This window comes from Paraburkholderia sp. IW21, assembly GCF_041321145.1.
GTDB lineage: Bacteria > Pseudomonadota > Gammaproteobacteria > Burkholderiales > Burkholderiaceae > Paraburkholderia.
Genome location: NZ_JBGGWA010000010.1, coordinates 215,060 through 231,447 on the forward strand (window position 1 = coordinate 215,060; position 16,388 = coordinate 231,447).

Sequence of the window (16,388 nt, forward strand, 5' to 3'; positions counted from 1 at the left end):
TCTCAATGGGAAGCGGTATGGTGCCGGTCCGTTAGTGCGTTAGTCCGTATACCTCATCGGGGGTCCAGCTTGAACATTCGTAAATTTGTCGGTGCTACCAGTCGCGATGCTCTGCGTCTCGTGCGCGAAGCCTTGGGCCCGGATGCCGTCGTTTTGTCCAATCGCACGATGGAAGACGGCAGCGTCGAGATCGTCGCACTGGCCGACAGCGACCTCGCCGCCATCACGCCGAAGACGCCGCGCGGCAGCGCAGGCGCGGCGCTGGCCGCACCGATGAATGCAACTGCCGGACAACCCGCGCTCACCGCACCGCGCGCCAATCCGATGATGCAAGCGAATCCCTACGCGAGCGGCATGCCGGACGTGTTCTCGTCGGTGTTCGGCGCAAGCCCGGAAGCGGGTGCCGAGAACATGACGTCGAATGCCGCGAGCGTCGCGTCGAGCGATGCGCCGCTTGCGGCCGCGAAGCCCGCCGTCCCCGCCGCGCCGAAGGCCGCGTTGGCCAAGGCCCCCAAAGCAGCGCCCAAAGCAGCCCCCGCCGCAGCGTCGCCGTCGCAGCCGATCAGCATCGAGCAACCCAGCGCGCGCGCCGCGGCGACGCGTCTGTCCGAAGACATCCGTGCCGATCTGCTCAAAGGCGCCGGCGTGCTAGCCGCGCCCGCTGCGTCTGTTGCGTCAGCAGCCGAAGCTCAAGCGCCGCGCACGATGGCCGAATCGAACCCCTGGCTGATCGACCACGCTCGCCGCATCGCCGCCGACCAGCCGCAGCAAGGCCCGTACAGCGCACGCCCCGCCGCGATGTCCCCGGCCGCCGCAACGGCCAAGGGCCTCGGCGCCGCAGTCGAGCCGGCCGCGCAAAAGATCGCCCGGCCGGCCGCCCAACCGGTGGCGCCGCACGTCGCCGAGACGCCCGAATGGGCTCGCGAAGCCGCGCAACTCGCCGCGCGCCGCGCCGCTCAGAAGGCCGCCCCGGCGTTGCCCGTCGGCGACGACGCCCGCACCCCCGCCTCGGTCGCCGAAGCGATCAAGGCGCGCATGGAGCAGGTCGTCAACGACACCGTGATGAGCGAACTGTCGTCGATGCGCGGAATGATGGAAGAACACTTCGCCGGCCTGATGTGGGGCGACCGCCAGCGCCGCAGCCCGGCGCGCGCAGCGCTGACCAAGCATCTGTTCGCCGCCGGTTTCTCCGCGCAGCTCGTGCAGATGATGGTCGACAACCTGCCCGACGAGGTCGACAACATGGAAGGCGGCATGGACTGGGTGCGCTCGGTACTCGGGTCGAACCTGCCGGTGATGGAAGACGAAGACGCGCTGATGGAGCGCGGCGGGGTGTTCGCGCTGATGGGCCCGACCGGCGTCGGCAAGACGACGACCACCGCCAAGCTCGCCGCGCGCTGCGTGATGCGCTTCGGCGCCAGCAAGGTCGCGCTGCTCACCACGGACAGCTACCGGATCGGCGGTCACGAACAACTGCGCATCTTCGGCAAGATTCTCGGCGTGTCGGTTCACGCGGTGAAAGACGGCGCCGATCTGCAACTCGCCCTCTCCGAATTGCGCAACAAGCACATCGTGCTGATCGACACCATCGGCATGAGCCAGCGCGACCGCCTGGTATCGGATCAGATCGCGATGCTGTGCCGCGCCGGTCAGCCGGTGCAGCGTCTGTTGCTGCTCAACGCGACGAGCCATGGCGACACCCTCAACGAAGTCGTGCAGGCCTATCAGCGTTCGCCGGACCAGCAGCCGCTCGCCGGCTGCATCCTGACCAAGCTCGACGAAGCCACCAACCTGGGCGGTGTGCTCGACACGGTCATCCGCTACAAGCTGCCGGTGCACTACGTGTCGACCGGCCAGAGGGTGCCGGAAAACCTGTATGTCGCGACGAAGAAATTCCTGATCAAGAGCGCGTTCTGCATTCCGCGCGACAACTCCCCGTTCGTGCCGCACGACGACGATATTCCGGCGTTGCTGTCCGCGCTGTCCGCGCGTTCGACGGCCGAACTGCACGAGGTCCGCTTTGGATAAGTTCGTCTCCGATCAGGCAGAAGGACTGCGGCGGCTGTTGGCTCGTAGCGGCTCGCGCGTGATTGCGGTGACGGGCGGCTCGGCCGGCATCGGCTGCACGACGACGGTGGTGAACCTCGCCGCGGCGCTCGCGCAGCAGGGCAAGGACGTGCTGGTGATCGACGAATGCCCCGGCGGGAAATCGGTGAGCGCGATGCTCGGCGGCATGCGCGGCGCTGGCAATTTTGCCGCCGTGATGCGTGGCGAGATGACCCTCGACGATGCCGCCGCGCGCCACCCACTCGGCTTCTCGGTGCTGGCCGCCGCGCGCAACAGTCGCGAAGGCCACACGGCCGCGCAATTCGAGGTCGTATTGCGCGGTTCCGCCGACATCGTGCTGATCGACGCGCAGTTCGACCAGCAGGGGCACCTGTCGCCGCTTGCGATGCGGGCGCACGACCTGATGATTGTCACGCGCGTAGCGGCGCAGGCGATCACCGACGCGTACGCATGCATGAAGCGTTTGCACTACGCGCATGCCACTGCCCAGTTTCGCGTGCTGGTGAACCACGTGCAAAGCGTCGACGACGCGCATACCGCGTTTGCAAACCTGGCCGGCGTGGCCGCACGTTACCTGACGGTGGCGCTGGAAGACGCCGGTTACATTGCCGCCGATGTGCGGATGGCGCGCGCCCTGGAGTTGTCGCGATGTGTCGTCGATGCGTTTCCATCGACCCCGGCTGCGCGCGGCTTCCGGCACCTTGCCGCCGAATTGCAGCACTGGCCGATGCGGCCAGCGATGTCGCCGCAGACGCCCTGGATGGCGCCTGCGGCAGTTACAGCGGCGCAACACGCCGACCAACCGTCTGCGCAGCACGCCTGAGAGGCGGCACAAGGACAAGGGGAGCACGATGTATAACGCTCAGGGAAAGATTTCCCAAGCCGAAGTTCTGACGAAGTACGCGCCCCTGGTGCGTCGCCTCGGCTTGCAGCTCGTTGCCAAGATGCCGGCGAGTGTCGATCTCGACGACCTGATCCAGGCCGGCATGATCGGACTGCTGGACGCCGCGAGCCGCTACAAGGAAGACCAGGGCGCGCAGTTCGAAACTTACGCCAGTCAGCGCATTCGCGGAGCGATGCTTGACGAGTTGCGCAGCAACGACTGGTTGCCGCGCAGCTTGCGGCGCACTTCGCGCGAGGTCGAAACGGCTGTGCACAAGGTCGAACAGAACCTGGGCCGCTCGGCGAGCGAAACGGAGATAGCCGAGCATCTGAAAATGCCGCTCGACGAGTATCAGTCGATGCTGCAAGACCTGCACGGCAGCCAGCTGATCTATTACGAAGACTTTGACCGTTCCGCGGACGACGAGCCGTTTCTCGACCGCTACTGTGTCGATCATTCGGATCCGCTGTCGGCGTTGCTGGACGACAGCCTGCGCTCGGCGCTGGTGGAGGCGATCGACCGCCTGCCCGAACGCGAGAAGCTGCTGATGTCGCTCTACTACGAGCGCGGCATGAACCTGCGGGAAATCGGCGCGGTCATGGAAGTGAGCGAATCGCGCGTGTGCCAGCTGCACAGCCAGGCGGTGGCGCGCTTGCGCACGCGCCTGCGCGAGATGGCCTGGGCGAATGCCGAGGCGACTTGAGGGGTTCGGTTACCGTTTTGAGTGTTTGAGCGGCGGTCCTAACCCTCCGCGTTCTCACGCATCCGCCATCTCGTGCTCCGCGGCCAGCGCGAGAAACGCCGAGCGTGACATGCCACGCGCCTGGGCATAAGCGTCGATATCGTGAACCAGCGCCTCGGGCAGCGAGATGTTGATGCGCACCGCTTTCTTCAACGCCGGAATATTCCGCGTTGTCACGAAACCCCACGTAAAGCCTGCGTAGTCCGGATTGCGCCGATGCTCATCCAGCGTCAGTCTTTCGGGAATCGGCAAACCCTCGTCGAGCAGCGTATCCAGATGCGCCTCGATCGCTTCCTTCGCGTTCGCATAGGCTTCTTCCAGCGTATCGCCTGCTGAATGACAGCCGGGAATGTCCGGCACCACCACGCCGAACGCATGGTGCGTGTCACCAGGCTCGATCGCGATCGGGAAAATCAGGTTCTTCATTTCAGGCCTGCCTGTTTGAGAATGCTGTTCAATGTGCCGGGCGGAAGATCTTTCTTTGGATGCGGGACGGTCACGAGACCGGCCCTTACCGCGTGCCGAAAGTGATGGTGGCTGCCCGATATTCGGATCAGCCGCCAGCCATCCGCTTGAATCAATTTGACGACCTCGGCACTGTTCATATTGCACTCCTCGAATCATACACACGATTACACAACCTCGCTAGTGGGTAACGCTCCGCTGGGCCCGCGCAAGACAGCGTCGGACAGCTGCGCGGGAAAGCGGAGAACCTCAGTGGGGGAACCCATGATTTCAGCGCAGCGGAGGAATGTGCGCCACCTGGCCGGATGGCTAACGCGGTTGGAAGGCGTGTATGGATGCGTTTCGCGGGACGGTGAAATGCAAAAGGGCTCGCCAAAGACGAGCCCTTTTCCCTGCAATCTACGCAATTGCGGCGGCGCGGGAAACGCGCTGACTCCGCGAAAAATTCAAGCCGCAGGACTTGCCGGAATCCGGCCATCGGGCCCGTAGAAACCGACCTTCTGCGGCGCCGCCACCTGCAGCGCAGCCAGTGCCCGCTGGTTGTAGTCCATCCGCACGCGGATCAGTTCACCGTTGCTGGTATTGAAGCGTCGCGCGCGGTCGGCGGCTTTTTGCAGGAGCGCCCATTGCTCAGCGAGCCGCGCGTCCGCGCTGGCTGCCAGTTCCATGCCGGGCCAGCCGCCCGGAAAGCCCAGTTCCGCGAGGAGCGCATCGCGCGTGGTTTCGAGCTGGGCGAGCACGCCGATCAGTTCGGTCTTCTTCTCGACGATCGGCGGCAGCATTTCCAGCGGCGACAAGGCCGTCAGTGCCTGGGTCTCGAGCGCCAGAATCGAAGCGAACGCCTCGACGGCCGAATATTCTTCGATGAGGGTAGCAAGCAGGGCGTCTTTCATCTCAACAACTCGCTGAACACGACGGCTCGCGCAGGATTCGCGAGCCGGGTTTGTCGAATGCCGCCCGGCAATTCACCGTACTTCGATGCGTCGATCAGTTGCCGGTCGACGAGGGTGTGCTTTGCAACAGTTCGCGCGCGGTTTTCAGCACGCCGTCGGCGATCTTGCTGGAATCGATCTTCAGCGAGCCGTCCTTGATGGCCGCCTTGATCGACTCGACGTGCCCCGTGTCGATATCGGCCGAACCGGACGCCGCGAGGCTGCGCAGTTGCTGCGGCAGACCCGACAGATTGACGCTGGCGTCGCCCGAACCGCTGGTGGTGGTCTGCGAGGTCGTGCCCGCACTCTGCGCGTTGCTGTTCGCGGTCGTCGCGTCGCCTTGCTGCGAGCGGGACAAGGCGTCTTTCAACGTCGACAGATTCGAATTGGTTGTGGAATCGACTTTCACGATTGGCTTCCTGAACGATTTGATCCTGATAACGGCAACCAGTGATCAAAACTTTAGCGCGATCGCTCCAGGTTTTGCCTTGTCTGTCAAGACGATCCCGCCCCGCAGCGGGTGTAGCGCCTGCCGCACCTGGCATACCCGCCGGCGCCGCCGTCGCGGCTGAATCCGCACCGGTGCGCAGGCCGCCAAGCCGGTTCACAACTGAATCTCCACCGTCGAACCGTCCTTCACAATGCCGGAGATGATCTGGCCATTGGCCGTCTTCACCCGCACCTGCTGGCCTGGCGAGGCGTTGTTCATCGCGCTGCCTTCGGCCGAAATCGCGAAACCAACGCCCGCCGCGACGACCCGCACCGTTTGCCCGATCGACACCGCCAATGCGCTTTTCAGCATGTCGCGGCGCAACGGCATGCCGCCGGCGATGCGCACGAGCGACACCGAGCCGATCGCCTGCGTCGGATCCGTGACGATCGCCTGCGGCAAGCCGGTCAGGTCGCCGTCGCGCGCGACGAGGTCGGCGGCCGTGAGCACTTCGCCCGGCGCCATGGCGCGGGCGGCCAGATAGTAGGTGGCGCGCAGCGAGATGCGCGCTTGCAGATAAATGGTCCACGGCCGCTCGCCGGCGCAGCGTACGCCGACGGTCATCCGGCCCCACAGGCGCGCGCCGCTCGGCATGAAGGGTTCGAGCGTCGTGCACGCCGCGAGCCCGCGGGGAAACGCCGGCGCCACGGTGATTTCGACTTTGCCGGGCAAGCCCGCCGATTGCTGCTGCAAGAAGGCGAGCGCGGCGCTGCGAATCGCTTCCGAGTCTTGCAGGCCGGCAGGCGGTACGGGTTGTGCCACGGCTGCGGGTCGCAGATTCTGTTGCGCGACAGCCGGCGCCACCTGCCGCATCGACGGCGTGCGGGCGATGACGGGCAGCGTCGGCATCGGCGTGGGGAGCTGCGCCGGTTTCGCTGCAGCCATGGTGGTCACGAACGGTTTGCCGTTCGCGCCCAGTTGCGGCGGCTCGCCACGCGAGGCAAGGCTGTCGAAGCCAGCGGCGGCGGACGCATTGTTCGTGACGCTGGCGACGCCGTTGCCGGGGGCATTGCTGCTTGCCGGCGCGGGAATCGTCACGACCCCGTTCGCGTCGGGCCTGAAGCTGGTGCGAATCATTGCCGGCGCGGCAGACGGTTCGCCCACGCCCGGAATCACGATCGAGCCACTCGCGTTGGCGGCGCGCATGAATGGATCGGCATCGCGCCCGACCGGCCTTGGTGTCAACGACTGCGCGGTAGCGGCCGCGAGCGTCGCGGCGGACCCTGCACGTTTCGCCGGCGCTGCCTGCAAGTGCTCGGCCAGATCGGCGAGCGCAGCCGGATTTTTTTCGCCCGGGCCGGGAATCACGATCGGGCCACCGGCGTCCTGAGCCTGCGCGGCAGCCGGCAACAGCACGATGCCGCCGGCAACCCATAGTGCCAGGCTCACGACGAGGTGCGTCAGGAGACGGGACGCGCCCCGCAAAGCCAGTCGCACAGCGCTCGCACCCACGCGATGCACCGTCGCCGCGCGGCTTGCGCGGTGCGTCAGATCGAAGGTGGGTCGGTCCATCGTGTTTCTCCATCGAATGCATCGGTACGCCTTGCATTCTAGTGAGCGCCCCCATTGCGCAAACGTTGAATAGAAGCCCCCTTTCCCGGTTATTCGTCCGATTGCCGCTTGCGTTCGACCCATAAGATGCACTTCATGCAAAAAGGTCTTCCCGCCTGACGCAAGCCTCTCGCGAGGCCTGCACGGGAAGCCTCGGGAACGTACTCCGGAGATTTCCATGCTGGACAAACTCGATGCCGAATTCGCCTTTGGCCGCCAGGCGCTGGATGTACGCGCTTACCGGCAGGAGTTGCTCTCGTCGAATATCGCCAACGCCGATACCCCCGGGTACAAGGCGCGCGACGTCGACTTCGCTTCGTCGCTGGCCGGCGCGCTGAAGAAGACCGGCGGCGGTGCGGGCGTGGGCGCGTCGAACAACGCGACGCTCGCCATGACGCAGCCCGCAGGGGTGACGAGTGGCATGTCGATGGCGTCGACCGAGCCGGGCCACATGTCCGGCAAGGCGATGCTGACGCCGACCGGCGGCACGCCTGACGACTACGGCAATTTGCAATACCGCATTCCGACGCAACCCGCGCTCGATGGCAACACGGTCGACATCGATACCGAACGGGTGCAGTTCGCGGACAACACGCTTCACTTCGAATCGGGCATGACGGTGCTGTCGAGTCAGATCAAAACGATGCTCGCGGCGATCACGTCGGGTTCGTAAGTAAATAGCGGTCGACAGTTGAGGTGAGGAAACATGCCATCTTTGATGAATATTTTTGGTATTGCAGGCTCGGCGATGTCCGCGCAGTCGCAGCGGCTCAACGTGACGGCGTCCAATCTCGCCAACGCGGACAGCACGACTGGCCCTGACGGTCAGCCGTACAAGGCCAAGCAGGTCGTGTTCGCGGTGAACCCGATTGGCGGCGCTCACTCGGGCTCCGGTCAACAGGTCGGCGGCGTGGAGGTCACGGGCGTGGTCGACGACCCGACGCCGATGAAGACCGCCTACGACCCCGGCAATCCGGCGGCCAATCCGGACGGTTACGTCACGCTGCCCAACGTCGACCCGGTGCAGGAAATGGTCAACATGATTTCGGCCTCGCGCTCGTACCAGGCCAACGTCGAGACCCTGAACACCGCCAAAACACTGATGCTGAAAACGCTCACGATCGGCACCTGAGGAGAATTCCTTGACCACCAATACCACCATCGGCAGCAACGGCACGAACGTGTCGCAAGCGCTGCTCGATACGATGAACGGCACGAGCAGCACCAGGAGCGCGACCAGCGCCGCGAGCTCGACCGGCAGCACCTCAGGCACCTCGGCGACCGATCTGCAGAACACCTTCCTGCAACTGCTCGTGGCGCAGTTGAAGAACCAGGATCCGACCAATCCGATGGACAGCTCGCAGATGACCTCGCAGCTGGCGCAGATCAACACGGTGTCGGGCATCAGCCAGCTGAACACGACGCTCAGTTCGCTCGCCACGCAGATGTCGGCAGGCCAGCAGTCGCAAGCCGCGCTGCTGATCGGCTCGACCGTGCTCGCGCCGGGCAGCTCGGTGACGGTCGCGAGCGGCAAGGCCACCTCGTTCGGCGTGCAGCTCGCCAACCCGGTGGGCGATCTGCAGGTGGTGGTGAAGAACTCGGCAGGCACGATCGTCAACACGATCGACCTCGGCAAGCAGTCGGCCGGCACGATTCCGGTGGGCTGGACGCCGACCGACTCGGCCGGCAACGCGCTGCCCAACGGCAACTACACGATCAGCGCGGTCGGCACGATCAACGGCCAGCAGGCTACGGCCACGACGCTCGCGGGCGCGACGGTGCAAAGCGTCGTCTTGCAGAGCAACGGTACGCCGGGTCTCGTGCTGTCGAACGGCACGACCGTGGGGCTGACCGGCGTCGCCGCCATTCTCTGATTCAGATTCAGTCAGTTACGACTTTCCAGATACGGAGACCGTCATGGGTTACCAACAAGGTTTGAGTGGTTTGTCGGCATCGTCGAGCGATCTCGACGTGATCGGCAACAACATCGCCAATGCCAATACGGTTGGCTTCAAGAGTGGCGCGGCACAATTCGCCGACATGTACGCCAATTCGGTGGCGACGGCGGTGGGCAATCAGGTCGGCATCGGCACGAAGCTCTCCGAAGTGCAGCAGCAATTCTCGCAAGGCACGATCACCGGCACCAACCAGGCGCTCGACGTCGCGATCAACGGCAACGGTTTCTTCCAGATGTCGAACAACGGTTCGCTGGTGTATTCGCGCAACGGCGTGTTCCAGCTCGACAAGAACGGCATCATCACCAACGCGCAAGGCCTGCAATTGATGGGCTACGCCGCGAACAGCGCGGGCGTCATCAACACCGCGCAAACCGTGCCGCTCGGCGTGCCGACCACGAACATCGCGCCGAAAGCGACCACCAGGATCCTTGCCGGCCTGAACCTGAACGCGCAGGACCCGCTGATGCTCGGCACGCCGACCGTGACGCCGACTCTTGTCGCGGGCAGCACGCTCACGACCCCTGGCGCCACGATTACGAACACCGCGTCGGGCACGAACAACGACAACTACACCGTCAACTTCACGAGCCCGACGACCTACACGGTCACCGACACCACGCTCGGCACGACAGGCGCGGCGGCTCCGTACACGGCCGGCACGGCGGTCTCGCTCGGTAACGGCCAGACCATCACGTTCAACGGCGTGCCGGCTACCGGCGACAGCGTCGCCATCGCGCCGACGCCCCTGGCGTTCAACCAGAACAGCGCGTCGACCTATAACTACTCGACCAGCACGACCGTCTACGATTCGCTCGGCGGCTCGCAGACGGTGAACATGTATTTCGCCAAGACCTCGGCGGGCACGTGGAACGTGTACGCGGGCACCTCGACCGGCGCTGCGAACCTGGTTGGCCACGCGAACTTCAATTCGTCGGGCACGCTGCTCAGCACGACCACTGCGGCTGGTGCGGCCACCGCCACGCCGTTCGTCTTCAACTTCGGCATTCCGACCACCGACGGGTCGGCAACGCCGCAGAACCTGACGCTGAACATTGCCGGCACGACGCAGTACGGCGGCAAGGACGGCGTGAACTCCCTGCAGCCCGACGGCTACGCAGCCGGCACGTTGACGAGCTTCACGATCGGCGCCGACGGCACGCTGACCGGCAACTATTCGAACCAGCAAACCGCGGCGCTCGGCCAGATCGTGCTCGCGAACTTCTCGAACCAGAACGGTCTCGTGAGCCTCGGAAACAACGAGTTCCAGCAGACCTCGCAATCGGGTGTCGCGCAGATCTCCGCGCCGGGCGCGACCAACCACGGCGTGCTGCAAGGCGGCGCGGTGGAAAACTCGAACGTCGACCTGACGAGCGAACTGGTGAATCTGATCACCGCGCAACGCAACTATCAAGCGAACGCGCAGACGATCAAGACCCAGCAGAGCGTCGACCAGACCCTGATCAACCTGTAAGCGACCGGGACTCACCCATCATGGATCGGCTGATCTACACCGCGATGTCGGGCAGCACACAAGCGCTCGAACAGCAGGCTATCGTTGCCAACAACCTGGCGAACGCCTCGACCACCGGCTTTCGCGCGCAGCTCGCGAGTTTCCGCGCCGTGCCGATGGCGTTCGGCGACGGCAGTTCGATCAACGACAACACCACGCGCACCTTCGTGTTGTCGTCGACGCCGGGCGCCGACTATACGCCGGGGCCGATCCAGCAGACGGGCAACCCGCTCGACGTGGCGATTCAGGGTCCGGGCTGGCTGGCGGTGCAAACCGCCGACGGCAACGAGGCTTACACGCGCGCCGGCAATCTGCACGTTGACGAGAACGGCCAGCTGGTGAACGCCATGAACCAGACGGTGCTCGGCAACGGCGGTCCGGTATCGGTGCCGCCGGGCGCGCAAATCACCATCGGCAAGGACGGCACGGTGTCCGCGCTGACGCCAGGCGATCCGCCGACCGCGGTGGTGACCGTCGATCAGCTGAAGCTGGTGAATCCGGATCCTCAAACCCTGACGCGTGGCGACGACGGCCTCTTTCGCACCGCCGACGGCAACCCCGCCGACGCCGATCCGGCCGTCACGCTGGCGCCGGCTTCGCTCGAAGGCAGCAACGTGAATCCGGTGAGCGCGATGGTTTCGATGATCACCAATGCGCGCCAGTTCCAGATGCAGACCAAGCTGCTGGAAAACGCGGATAAGAACGACCAGTCCGCCAATCAGCTGCTCAGCTTTAGCTAATAGGGTGCCCCGGGGTTGTCTCGGGGGGTGTCCCGGCATAGCAATTAATTGCATGGGACTGGAGTAAGCGCTAAAGCGCTAACTCCAGTCGACCGCGTTGCATGGGACTGGAGTAAGCGCTAAAGCGCTAACTCCGGTCGACCGCGTTGCATGGGACTGGAGTAAGCGCTAAAGCGCTAACTCCAGTCGACACAGGAGAAGAATTGTGAATCGCTCGCTCTACATCGCCGCTACCGGCATGAATGCGCAACAGTCGCAGATGGACGTGATTTCGAACAACCTCGCGAACGTCAGCACCAACGGCTTCAAGGGCTCGCGCGCGGTGTTCGAGGATCTGCTGTATCAGACCATCCGTCAGCCGGGTGCGAACTCGACGCAAAACACCGAACTGCCGTCCGGCATCCAGCTCGGCACGGGTGTGCAGCAGGTCGCGACCGAACGTCTGTACACGCAGGGCAACCTGCAGCAAACCGGCAACTCGAAAGACGTCGCCATCAACGGCCAGGGCTTTTTTCAGGTGCAGATGCCCGACGGCACCACCGCCTACACGCGTGACGGTTCGTTCCAGACCAACGCGCAGGGTCAGCTCGTGACCTCGAGCGGCTATCAGGTGATTCCGGCGATCACGATTCCGAACAACGCGACCTCGATGACCATCGGCAGCGACGGCGTGGTGTCGATCACCGTCGCCGGTTCGACCGCCAGCCAGCAGCTCGGCTCGATGCAGATCGCCACGTTCATCAACCCGGCCGGTCTGGATGCAAAGGGCGAAAACCTGTTCTCGGAAACCGCTTCGTCGGGCGCGCCGAACGTCGCGCAACCGGGCCTGAACGGCGCCGGCACGCTGAATCAGGGTTATGTGGAAGCATCGAACGTGAATGTGGTGCAGGAACTGGTGAACATGATCCAGACGCAGCGCGCTTACGAAATCAACAGCAAGGCCGTGACGACCTCCGACCAGATGCTGCAGACCCTGAGCCAGATGCAGGTTTGAGGGACAGGGAATTAACAGGCGGTAACCAAGATGTCGCATTTCTCTCGTAGTCCGATTCATTCGCGCACCGCTCAGGCGCTCGTGCAGCTCACGCTGCTCGCGACGCTGGGCGGCTGCGGCCTCGTGCCGAAGCAGCCGATCACGCAGCAGCCGATGACGGCACTCCCGCCGATGCCGCCGCAGGCGCAAGCGCCGGGCTCGATCTACAACCCGGGTTACGCGGGCCGGCCGTTGTTCGAAGATCAGCGGCCCCGCAATGTGGGCGATATCCTGACGATCGTGATTCAGGAAAACGTCAACGCGACGAAGTCCTCGGGTGCGGGCGTCAACCGCAACGGCACCACCAGTTTCGACGTACCGACCGCCGGCTTTCTCGGCGGCCTGTTCGGCAAGACCAACCTGAGCGCGAACGGCGCCAACAAGTTTACGGCGACCGGCGGCGCGAACGCGTCGAACACGTTCAACGGCACGATCACCGTGACGGTGACCGGTGTGCTGCCCAACGGCAACCTGATGGTGAGCGGCGAAAAGCAGATGCTGATCAATCAGGGCAACGAATTCGTGCGCTTTTCCGGGGTGGTGAATCCGAACACGATCTCCAACCTGAACGCCGTGTACTCGACCCAGGTGGCTGACGCGAAGATCGAATATTCCGCGAAGGGCTATGTGGACGAAGCCGAGAATATGGGCTGGCTACAGCGCTTCTTCCTCAACGTGTCGCCGTGGTGATCATGCGTACCGTCTTCTCCCGCACCCGCCGCGTCGCGCAATTCGCCAGCCTTGCTCGCGTGGCCCGAGTGGCCCGGGGTGCACGTGGTGCCCGTATTGCCCATTTGAGCCGTGCGCTCGCCTTCGTCGCGCTCGCCTGCGCGGCGCTGCCGGTAGCGACGCCCGCCTATGCCGAACGTCTGAAGGACCTCGTGCAGATCCAGGGCGTGCGCGACAATCCGCTGATCGGCTACGGCCTCGTCGTCGGGCTCGACGGCACGGGCGACCAGACCACGCAGACGCCGTTCACCACGCAGACGCTCGCCAACATGCTGGCGAACCTCGGCATCTCGATCAACAACCAGGCAGCGGGTTCGAGCAACTCGCAGTCGTCGCTGTCGAACATCCAGTTGAAGAACGTCGCCGCGGTGATGGTGACGGCGGTGCTGCCGCCGTTCGCGCGTACCGGCGAAGCGATCGACGTGACGGTGTCGTCGCTCGGCAATGCGAAGAGCCTGCGCGGCGGGACGCTGCTGCTCACTCCGCTCAAGGGCGCTGACGGTCAGGTGTATGCGCTCGGCCAGGGCAACCTCGCGGTCGGCGGCGCCGGCGCCAGTGCGAACGGCAGCAAGGTGCAGGTGAATACGCTGGCTGCGGGGCGCATCGCCGGCGGCGCGATCGTCGAACGCACGGTGCCGACCACGGTGTCGCAGGCCGGCACGATGCAGCTCGACCTGAACGACATGGACTACGACACCACGCAGCGCGTGGTGGCAGCGGTGAACAACGCGTTCGGCAGCGGGACGGCCATGGCGCTCGACGGCCGCACGATTCAACTGCACGCGCCCACCGATCCGGCGCAGCAGGTCGCCTTCATGGCGCAATTGCAGAACCTCGACGTCAAGCCGGCGCAAGCCGCCGCGAAGGTGATCCTGAACGCGCGCACCGGCTCGATCGTGATGAACCAGATGGTCACGCTGCAAAACTGCGCGGTGGCGCACGGCAATCTGTCGGTGGTGATCAATACCCAGCCGGTGGTGAGCCAGCCGGGCGCGTTCTCGAATGGCCAGACGGTGGTGGCCAAACAGTCGCAGATTCAGATGAAGCAGGACAACGGCGCCCTGAAACTGGTGACCGCCGGCGCGAACCTCGCTGAAGTGGTGAAGGCGCTCAACGCGCTGGGTGCGACGCCCGCGGATCTGATGTCGATCCTGCAGGCCATGAAGGCGGCGGGCGCTCTGCGCGCCGACCTGGAAATCATCTAAGGAAGACGCAAGATGAATTCGGATACGACCAATTCCGCCAATGCGGCGAACGACCTGACCCAGCGCTTCGCGCTCGACGTGCAGGGCTTCGGCAAGCTGAGCGCGCAGGCCAAGGCTTCGCCGCAAGCCGGCATGAAGATGGCCGCGCAGCAGTTCGACGCGGTGTTCACGCAGATGATGCTCAAAAGCATGCGCGAGGCGACGCCGCAGGACGGCCCGTTCGATTCGCACGACAGCGCCACCTTCACGTCGATGATGGATCAGCAGTTGTCGCAGCAGCTGTCGCAGAAAGGGATCGGCGTGGCTGACGCGATGCTCAAGCAGATGATGCGCAATCAGGGCCTGCAGGTGGGCGGCGCGAGCGGTGCAGGCGGCACAAGCGGTGGCCTGAGCGGCGGCATGGCGGCTCTCGGCGGCAGCGGCGGCGACGAAGGCCAGACCGCGGCGCTGAATGCGCTCGCCAAGGCCTACGGCAATGCGCAGGCCAACGGTCAACTGGCGATGGGCAAGGGCTACTCGGCCAACAGCGCGTTAACCCCGCCGTTGCGCGGCGACGGCACCTCGCACAAGGTCGACGCCTTCGTCGACAAACTGGCCGGACCCGCGCAAGCCGCGAGTGCGGCCACCGGCATTCCGGCGCGCTTCATCATCGGTCAGGCCGCGCTCGAATCGGGTTGGGGCAAGAGCGAAATCAAGAAGGCGGACGGGTCGACGAGCCACAACGTGTTCGGCATCAAGGCGACCAGGGAGTGGACCGGCAAGACCGTCTCGACCGTGACGACCGAATATGTGAACGGCAAGCCGCAACGTACCGTCCAGAAATTCCGCGCGTACGACTCGTATCAGGATGCGATGACCGACTACGCGAGCCTGCTCAAAGGCAACCCGCGTTATGCGCAGGTGATCAATTCCGCGCATGACGTGAGTGGCTTCGCCAACGGTATGCAGCGCGCAGGTTACGCAACCGATCCGCATTACGCGAAAAAGCTGATGTCGATCATGCAGAAAATGGGCTGAGCGACAATTAATGCGTTTTAACGTTTGCGGCGAATATTTCATTACAGACCCTAAATTTTGCTTGATCGCTGCCGCTAATCAGTTAGACCCGATACCGGAAAGCGTCGTAACGTCCGGTTGAATGCGCGTGCCGCGGCTTCGATGAAGACCGCACGAAAGCCCCGGCAGGAGCCTTGGCACGCGCCCGCAAGAACATGCATACCGGCAAGCCCATGGATACTAACCAGTCGAACGGCCAGACCGAAGCGCCCGGCCAGTTGCACGCCGCGCCAGAAGAAAACGGTCACGATTTCGGCCGTCGCAATCCGCTGGAGATCGGCGTTCAGTTGCGCAACCTCGTCAATCGACGCGATTTCCTCACCGTCGCATATGCGGGCGGTCAGCTCGTTACGCGCCTGCTCGATGTCGACGTGCGCGGACGCACCTTCACTTTCGATTGGGGCGCGCTCTCCGATCAGAACCGAAGCTTATTAGCCGCGCCGCGTTGCGAATTCCACGCGTCGCCGGACGGCGTGCGCGCCGAGTTCGCCACCGGCACGCCGCGCGAAACCCGCTACGAAGGGCTGCCCGCGTTCGAGGCGGACTTCCCGGAAGTGCTGTTCTACGTGCAACGCCGCGAGTATTTCCGCGTCGATGCGCCGATTCTCGATCCGTATATGTGCTCCGGCCGTTTGCCCGAAGGCGACACGTTCCGCTTCGAAGTCCACGATCTGTCGCTTGGCGGTGTCGGCATGCGTACCGCGGATGAACGCGTGGCCGAATTGCCGATGGGCACGAGACTGGAGGATTGCGAGCTGTCGCTGGGCTCGCTCGGCCGGCTTTCACTCGATCTGCAACTGGTGTCGCACCGCTCCACCGCGTTGCCGAACGGCACGCAGCGCTATCAGCTCGGCTTCCGTTTTCTGACCCTGCCGGGCAGCGCGGAAAACACGCTGCAACGGTTGATTACACAACTCGAAATGAAGCGCCGCTCGCTGGTGCGCTGATGAGGAATGGCCCTCAATTTTTCCTCGTGAGGGCCGTTAAACAGGATGTTCAAGTAACGCGGCGACACGTGGTGGGTGTC

At 64.4% G+C, this 16,388-nt stretch carries 18 protein-coding genes; 13 read left to right on the plus strand and 5 right to left on the minus strand.

The window, feature by feature from the left end; genetic code table 11:
• Window positions 1–69: 69 nt before the first annotated feature.
• The 3 genes from flhF to ACAX43_RS23425 are packed head-to-tail and all read left to right on the plus strand — an operon-like array spanning window position 70 to window position 3,653.
• Window positions 70–2,028, plus strand: a complete 1,959-nt coding sequence (gene flhF / locus ACAX43_RS23415; protein WP_370710786.1) for a flagellar biosynthesis protein FlhF — start codon at window positions 70–72, stop codon at window positions 2,026–2,028.
• Window positions 2,021–2,890: an AAA family ATPase gene (locus ACAX43_RS23420; RefSeq protein ID WP_370710787.1), complete on the plus strand. Its 870-nt coding sequence runs from the start codon at window positions 2,021–2,023 to the stop codon at window positions 2,888–2,890. The genes flhF and ACAX43_RS23420 overlap by 8 nt, the downstream gene beginning before the upstream one ends.
• A gap of 28 nt (window positions 2,891–2,918) precedes the next feature.
• Complete coding sequence (locus ACAX43_RS23425; RefSeq protein WP_370710788.1) at window positions 2,919–3,653, plus strand: RNA polymerase sigma factor FliA; 735 nt, start codon at window positions 2,919–2,921, stop codon at window positions 3,651–3,653.
• Window positions 3,654–3,707: 54 nt separating this feature from the next.
• On the opposite strand, the gene ACAX43_RS23430 is transcribed toward ACAX43_RS23425, so the two are convergent.
• The 5 genes from ACAX43_RS23430 to flgA form a co-directional block, all read right to left on the minus strand.
• Window positions 3,708–4,118 carry a type II toxin-antitoxin system HicB family antitoxin gene (locus tag ACAX43_RS23430; RefSeq protein WP_370710789.1) on the minus strand — a complete coding sequence of 137 codons (411 nt, stop codon included), beginning with the start codon at window positions 4,116–4,118 and terminating at the stop codon, window positions 3,708–3,710.
• A complete protein-coding gene (locus ACAX43_RS23435; RefSeq protein ID WP_370710790.1) occupies window positions 4,115–4,297 on the minus strand; it encodes a type II toxin-antitoxin system HicA family toxin in 183 nt (60 codons plus the stop codon). Before ACAX43_RS23435 ends, ACAX43_RS23430 begins: the two co-directional genes overlap by 4 nt.
• Before the next feature lie 306 nt (window positions 4,298–4,603).
• A complete protein-coding gene (locus ACAX43_RS23440; RefSeq protein ID WP_370710791.1) occupies window positions 4,604–5,050 on the minus strand; it encodes a flagella synthesis protein FlgN in 447 nt (148 codons plus the stop codon).
• Between the two features lie 94 nt (window positions 5,051–5,144).
• Window positions 5,145–5,498: a flagellar biosynthesis anti-sigma factor FlgM gene (gene flgM / locus ACAX43_RS23445; RefSeq protein WP_370710792.1), complete on the minus strand. Its 354-nt coding sequence runs from the start codon at window positions 5,496–5,498 to the stop codon at window positions 5,145–5,147.
• Between the two features lie 195 nt (window positions 5,499–5,693).
• Window positions 5,694–7,091 carry a flagellar basal body P-ring formation chaperone FlgA gene (gene flgA / locus ACAX43_RS23450; protein ID WP_370710793.1) on the minus strand — a complete coding sequence of 466 codons (1,398 nt, stop codon included), beginning with the start codon at window positions 7,089–7,091 and terminating at the stop codon, window positions 5,694–5,696.
• A gap of 217 nt (window positions 7,092–7,308) precedes the next feature.
• On the opposite strand from flgA, the gene flgB reads away from it, so the two are divergent.
• The 10 genes from flgB to ACAX43_RS23500 all read left to right on the plus strand — a co-directional run bounded on the left by flgB (window position 7,309) and on the right by ACAX43_RS23500 (window position 16,308).
• Complete coding sequence (gene flgB / locus ACAX43_RS23455) at window positions 7,309–7,803, plus strand: flagellar basal body rod protein FlgB (RefSeq protein ID WP_370710794.1); 495 nt, start codon at window positions 7,309–7,311, stop codon at window positions 7,801–7,803.
• A 33-nt stretch (window positions 7,804–7,836) separates the two neighbouring features.
• Window positions 7,837–8,262, plus strand: a complete 426-nt coding sequence (gene flgC, locus ACAX43_RS23460) for a flagellar basal body rod protein FlgC (protein WP_370710795.1) — start codon at window positions 7,837–7,839, stop codon at window positions 8,260–8,262.
• 10 nt (window positions 8,263–8,272) lie between these two features.
• Window positions 8,273–9,004, plus strand: coding sequence for a flagellar hook assembly protein FlgD (locus ACAX43_RS23465; RefSeq protein ID WP_370710796.1), 732 nt, complete (start codon window positions 8,273–8,275; stop codon window positions 9,002–9,004).
• 43 nt (window positions 9,005–9,047) lie between these two features.
• Window positions 9,048–10,559 carry a flagellar hook-basal body complex protein gene (locus ACAX43_RS23470; protein ID WP_370710797.1) on the plus strand — a complete coding sequence of 504 codons (1,512 nt, stop codon included), beginning with the start codon at window positions 9,048–9,050 and terminating at the stop codon, window positions 10,557–10,559.
• Window positions 10,560–10,579: 20 nt separating this feature from the next.
• Window positions 10,580–11,338: a flagellar basal-body rod protein FlgF gene (flgF, locus tag ACAX43_RS23475; RefSeq protein ID WP_370710798.1), complete on the plus strand. Its 759-nt coding sequence runs from the start codon at window positions 10,580–10,582 to the stop codon at window positions 11,336–11,338.
• A 205-nt stretch (window positions 11,339–11,543) separates the two neighbouring features.
• Complete coding sequence (flgG, locus tag ACAX43_RS23480; RefSeq protein ID WP_370710799.1) at window positions 11,544–12,332, plus strand: flagellar basal-body rod protein FlgG; 789 nt, start codon at window positions 11,544–11,546, stop codon at window positions 12,330–12,332.
• 30 nt (window positions 12,333–12,362) lie between these two features.
• On the plus strand, window positions 12,363–13,061 hold the full coding sequence (flgH, locus tag ACAX43_RS23485) for a flagellar basal body L-ring protein FlgH (protein WP_370710800.1): 699 nt from the start codon (window positions 12,363–12,365) through the stop codon (window positions 13,059–13,061).
• Window positions 13,062–13,063: 2 nt separating this feature from the next.
• Window positions 13,064–14,305 carry a flagellar basal body P-ring protein FlgI gene (locus tag ACAX43_RS23490; RefSeq protein ID WP_370710801.1) on the plus strand — a complete coding sequence of 414 codons (1,242 nt, stop codon included), beginning with the start codon at window positions 13,064–13,066 and terminating at the stop codon, window positions 14,303–14,305.
• 12 nt (window positions 14,306–14,317) lie between these two features.
• Window positions 14,318–15,322, plus strand: coding sequence for a flagellar assembly peptidoglycan hydrolase FlgJ (gene flgJ / locus ACAX43_RS23495; RefSeq protein ID WP_370710802.1), 1,005 nt, complete (start codon window positions 14,318–14,320; stop codon window positions 15,320–15,322).
• Window positions 15,323–15,534: 212 nt separating this feature from the next.
• Window positions 15,535–16,308, plus strand: a complete 774-nt coding sequence (locus ACAX43_RS23500; RefSeq protein ID WP_370710803.1) for a flagellar brake protein — start codon at window positions 15,535–15,537, stop codon at window positions 16,306–16,308.
• Window positions 16,309–16,388: the final 80 nt, after the last annotated feature.

Bases quoted from the DNA above. Each gene is read 5' to 3' on its own strand.
- ACAX43_RS23425 (WP_370710788.1), top strand. From the start codon at position 2,919: ATGTATAACGCTCAGGGAAAGATTTCCCAAGCCGAAGTTCTGACGAAG.
- ACAX43_RS23430 (WP_370710789.1), bottom strand. From the start codon at position 4,118: ATGAAGAACCTGATTTTCCCGATCGCGATCGAGCCTGGTGACACGCAC.
- ACAX43_RS23435 (WP_370710790.1), bottom strand. From the start codon at position 4,297: ATGAACAGTGCCGAGGTCGTCAAATTGATTCAAGCGGATGGCTGGCGG.
- ACAX43_RS23440 (WP_370710791.1), bottom strand. From the start codon at position 5,050: ATGAAAGACGCCCTGCTTGCTACCCTCATCGAAGAATATTCGGCCGTC.
- flgA (WP_370710793.1), bottom strand. From the start codon at position 7,091: ATGGACCGACCCACCTTCGATCTGACGCACCGCGCAAGCCGCGCGGCG.
- flgB (WP_370710794.1), top strand. From the start codon at position 7,309: ATGCTGGACAAACTCGATGCCGAATTCGCCTTTGGCCGCCAGGCGCTG.
- flgC (WP_370710795.1), top strand. From the start codon at position 7,837: ATGCCATCTTTGATGAATATTTTTGGTATTGCAGGCTCGGCGATGTCC.
- ACAX43_RS23470 (WP_370710797.1), top strand. From the start codon at position 9,048: ATGGGTTACCAACAAGGTTTGAGTGGTTTGTCGGCATCGTCGAGCGAT.
- flgF (WP_370710798.1), top strand. From the start codon at position 10,580: ATGGATCGGCTGATCTACACCGCGATGTCGGGCAGCACACAAGCGCTC.
- flgH (WP_370710800.1), top strand. From the start codon at position 12,363: ATGTCGCATTTCTCTCGTAGTCCGATTCATTCGCGCACCGCTCAGGCG.
- ACAX43_RS23490 (WP_370710801.1), top strand. From the start codon at position 13,064: ATGCGTACCGTCTTCTCCCGCACCCGCCGCGTCGCGCAATTCGCCAGC.
- flgJ (WP_370710802.1), top strand. From the start codon at position 14,318: ATGAATTCGGATACGACCAATTCCGCCAATGCGGCGAACGACCTGACC.
- ACAX43_RS23500 (WP_370710803.1), top strand. From the start codon at position 15,535: ATGGATACTAACCAGTCGAACGGCCAGACCGAAGCGCCCGGCCAGTTG.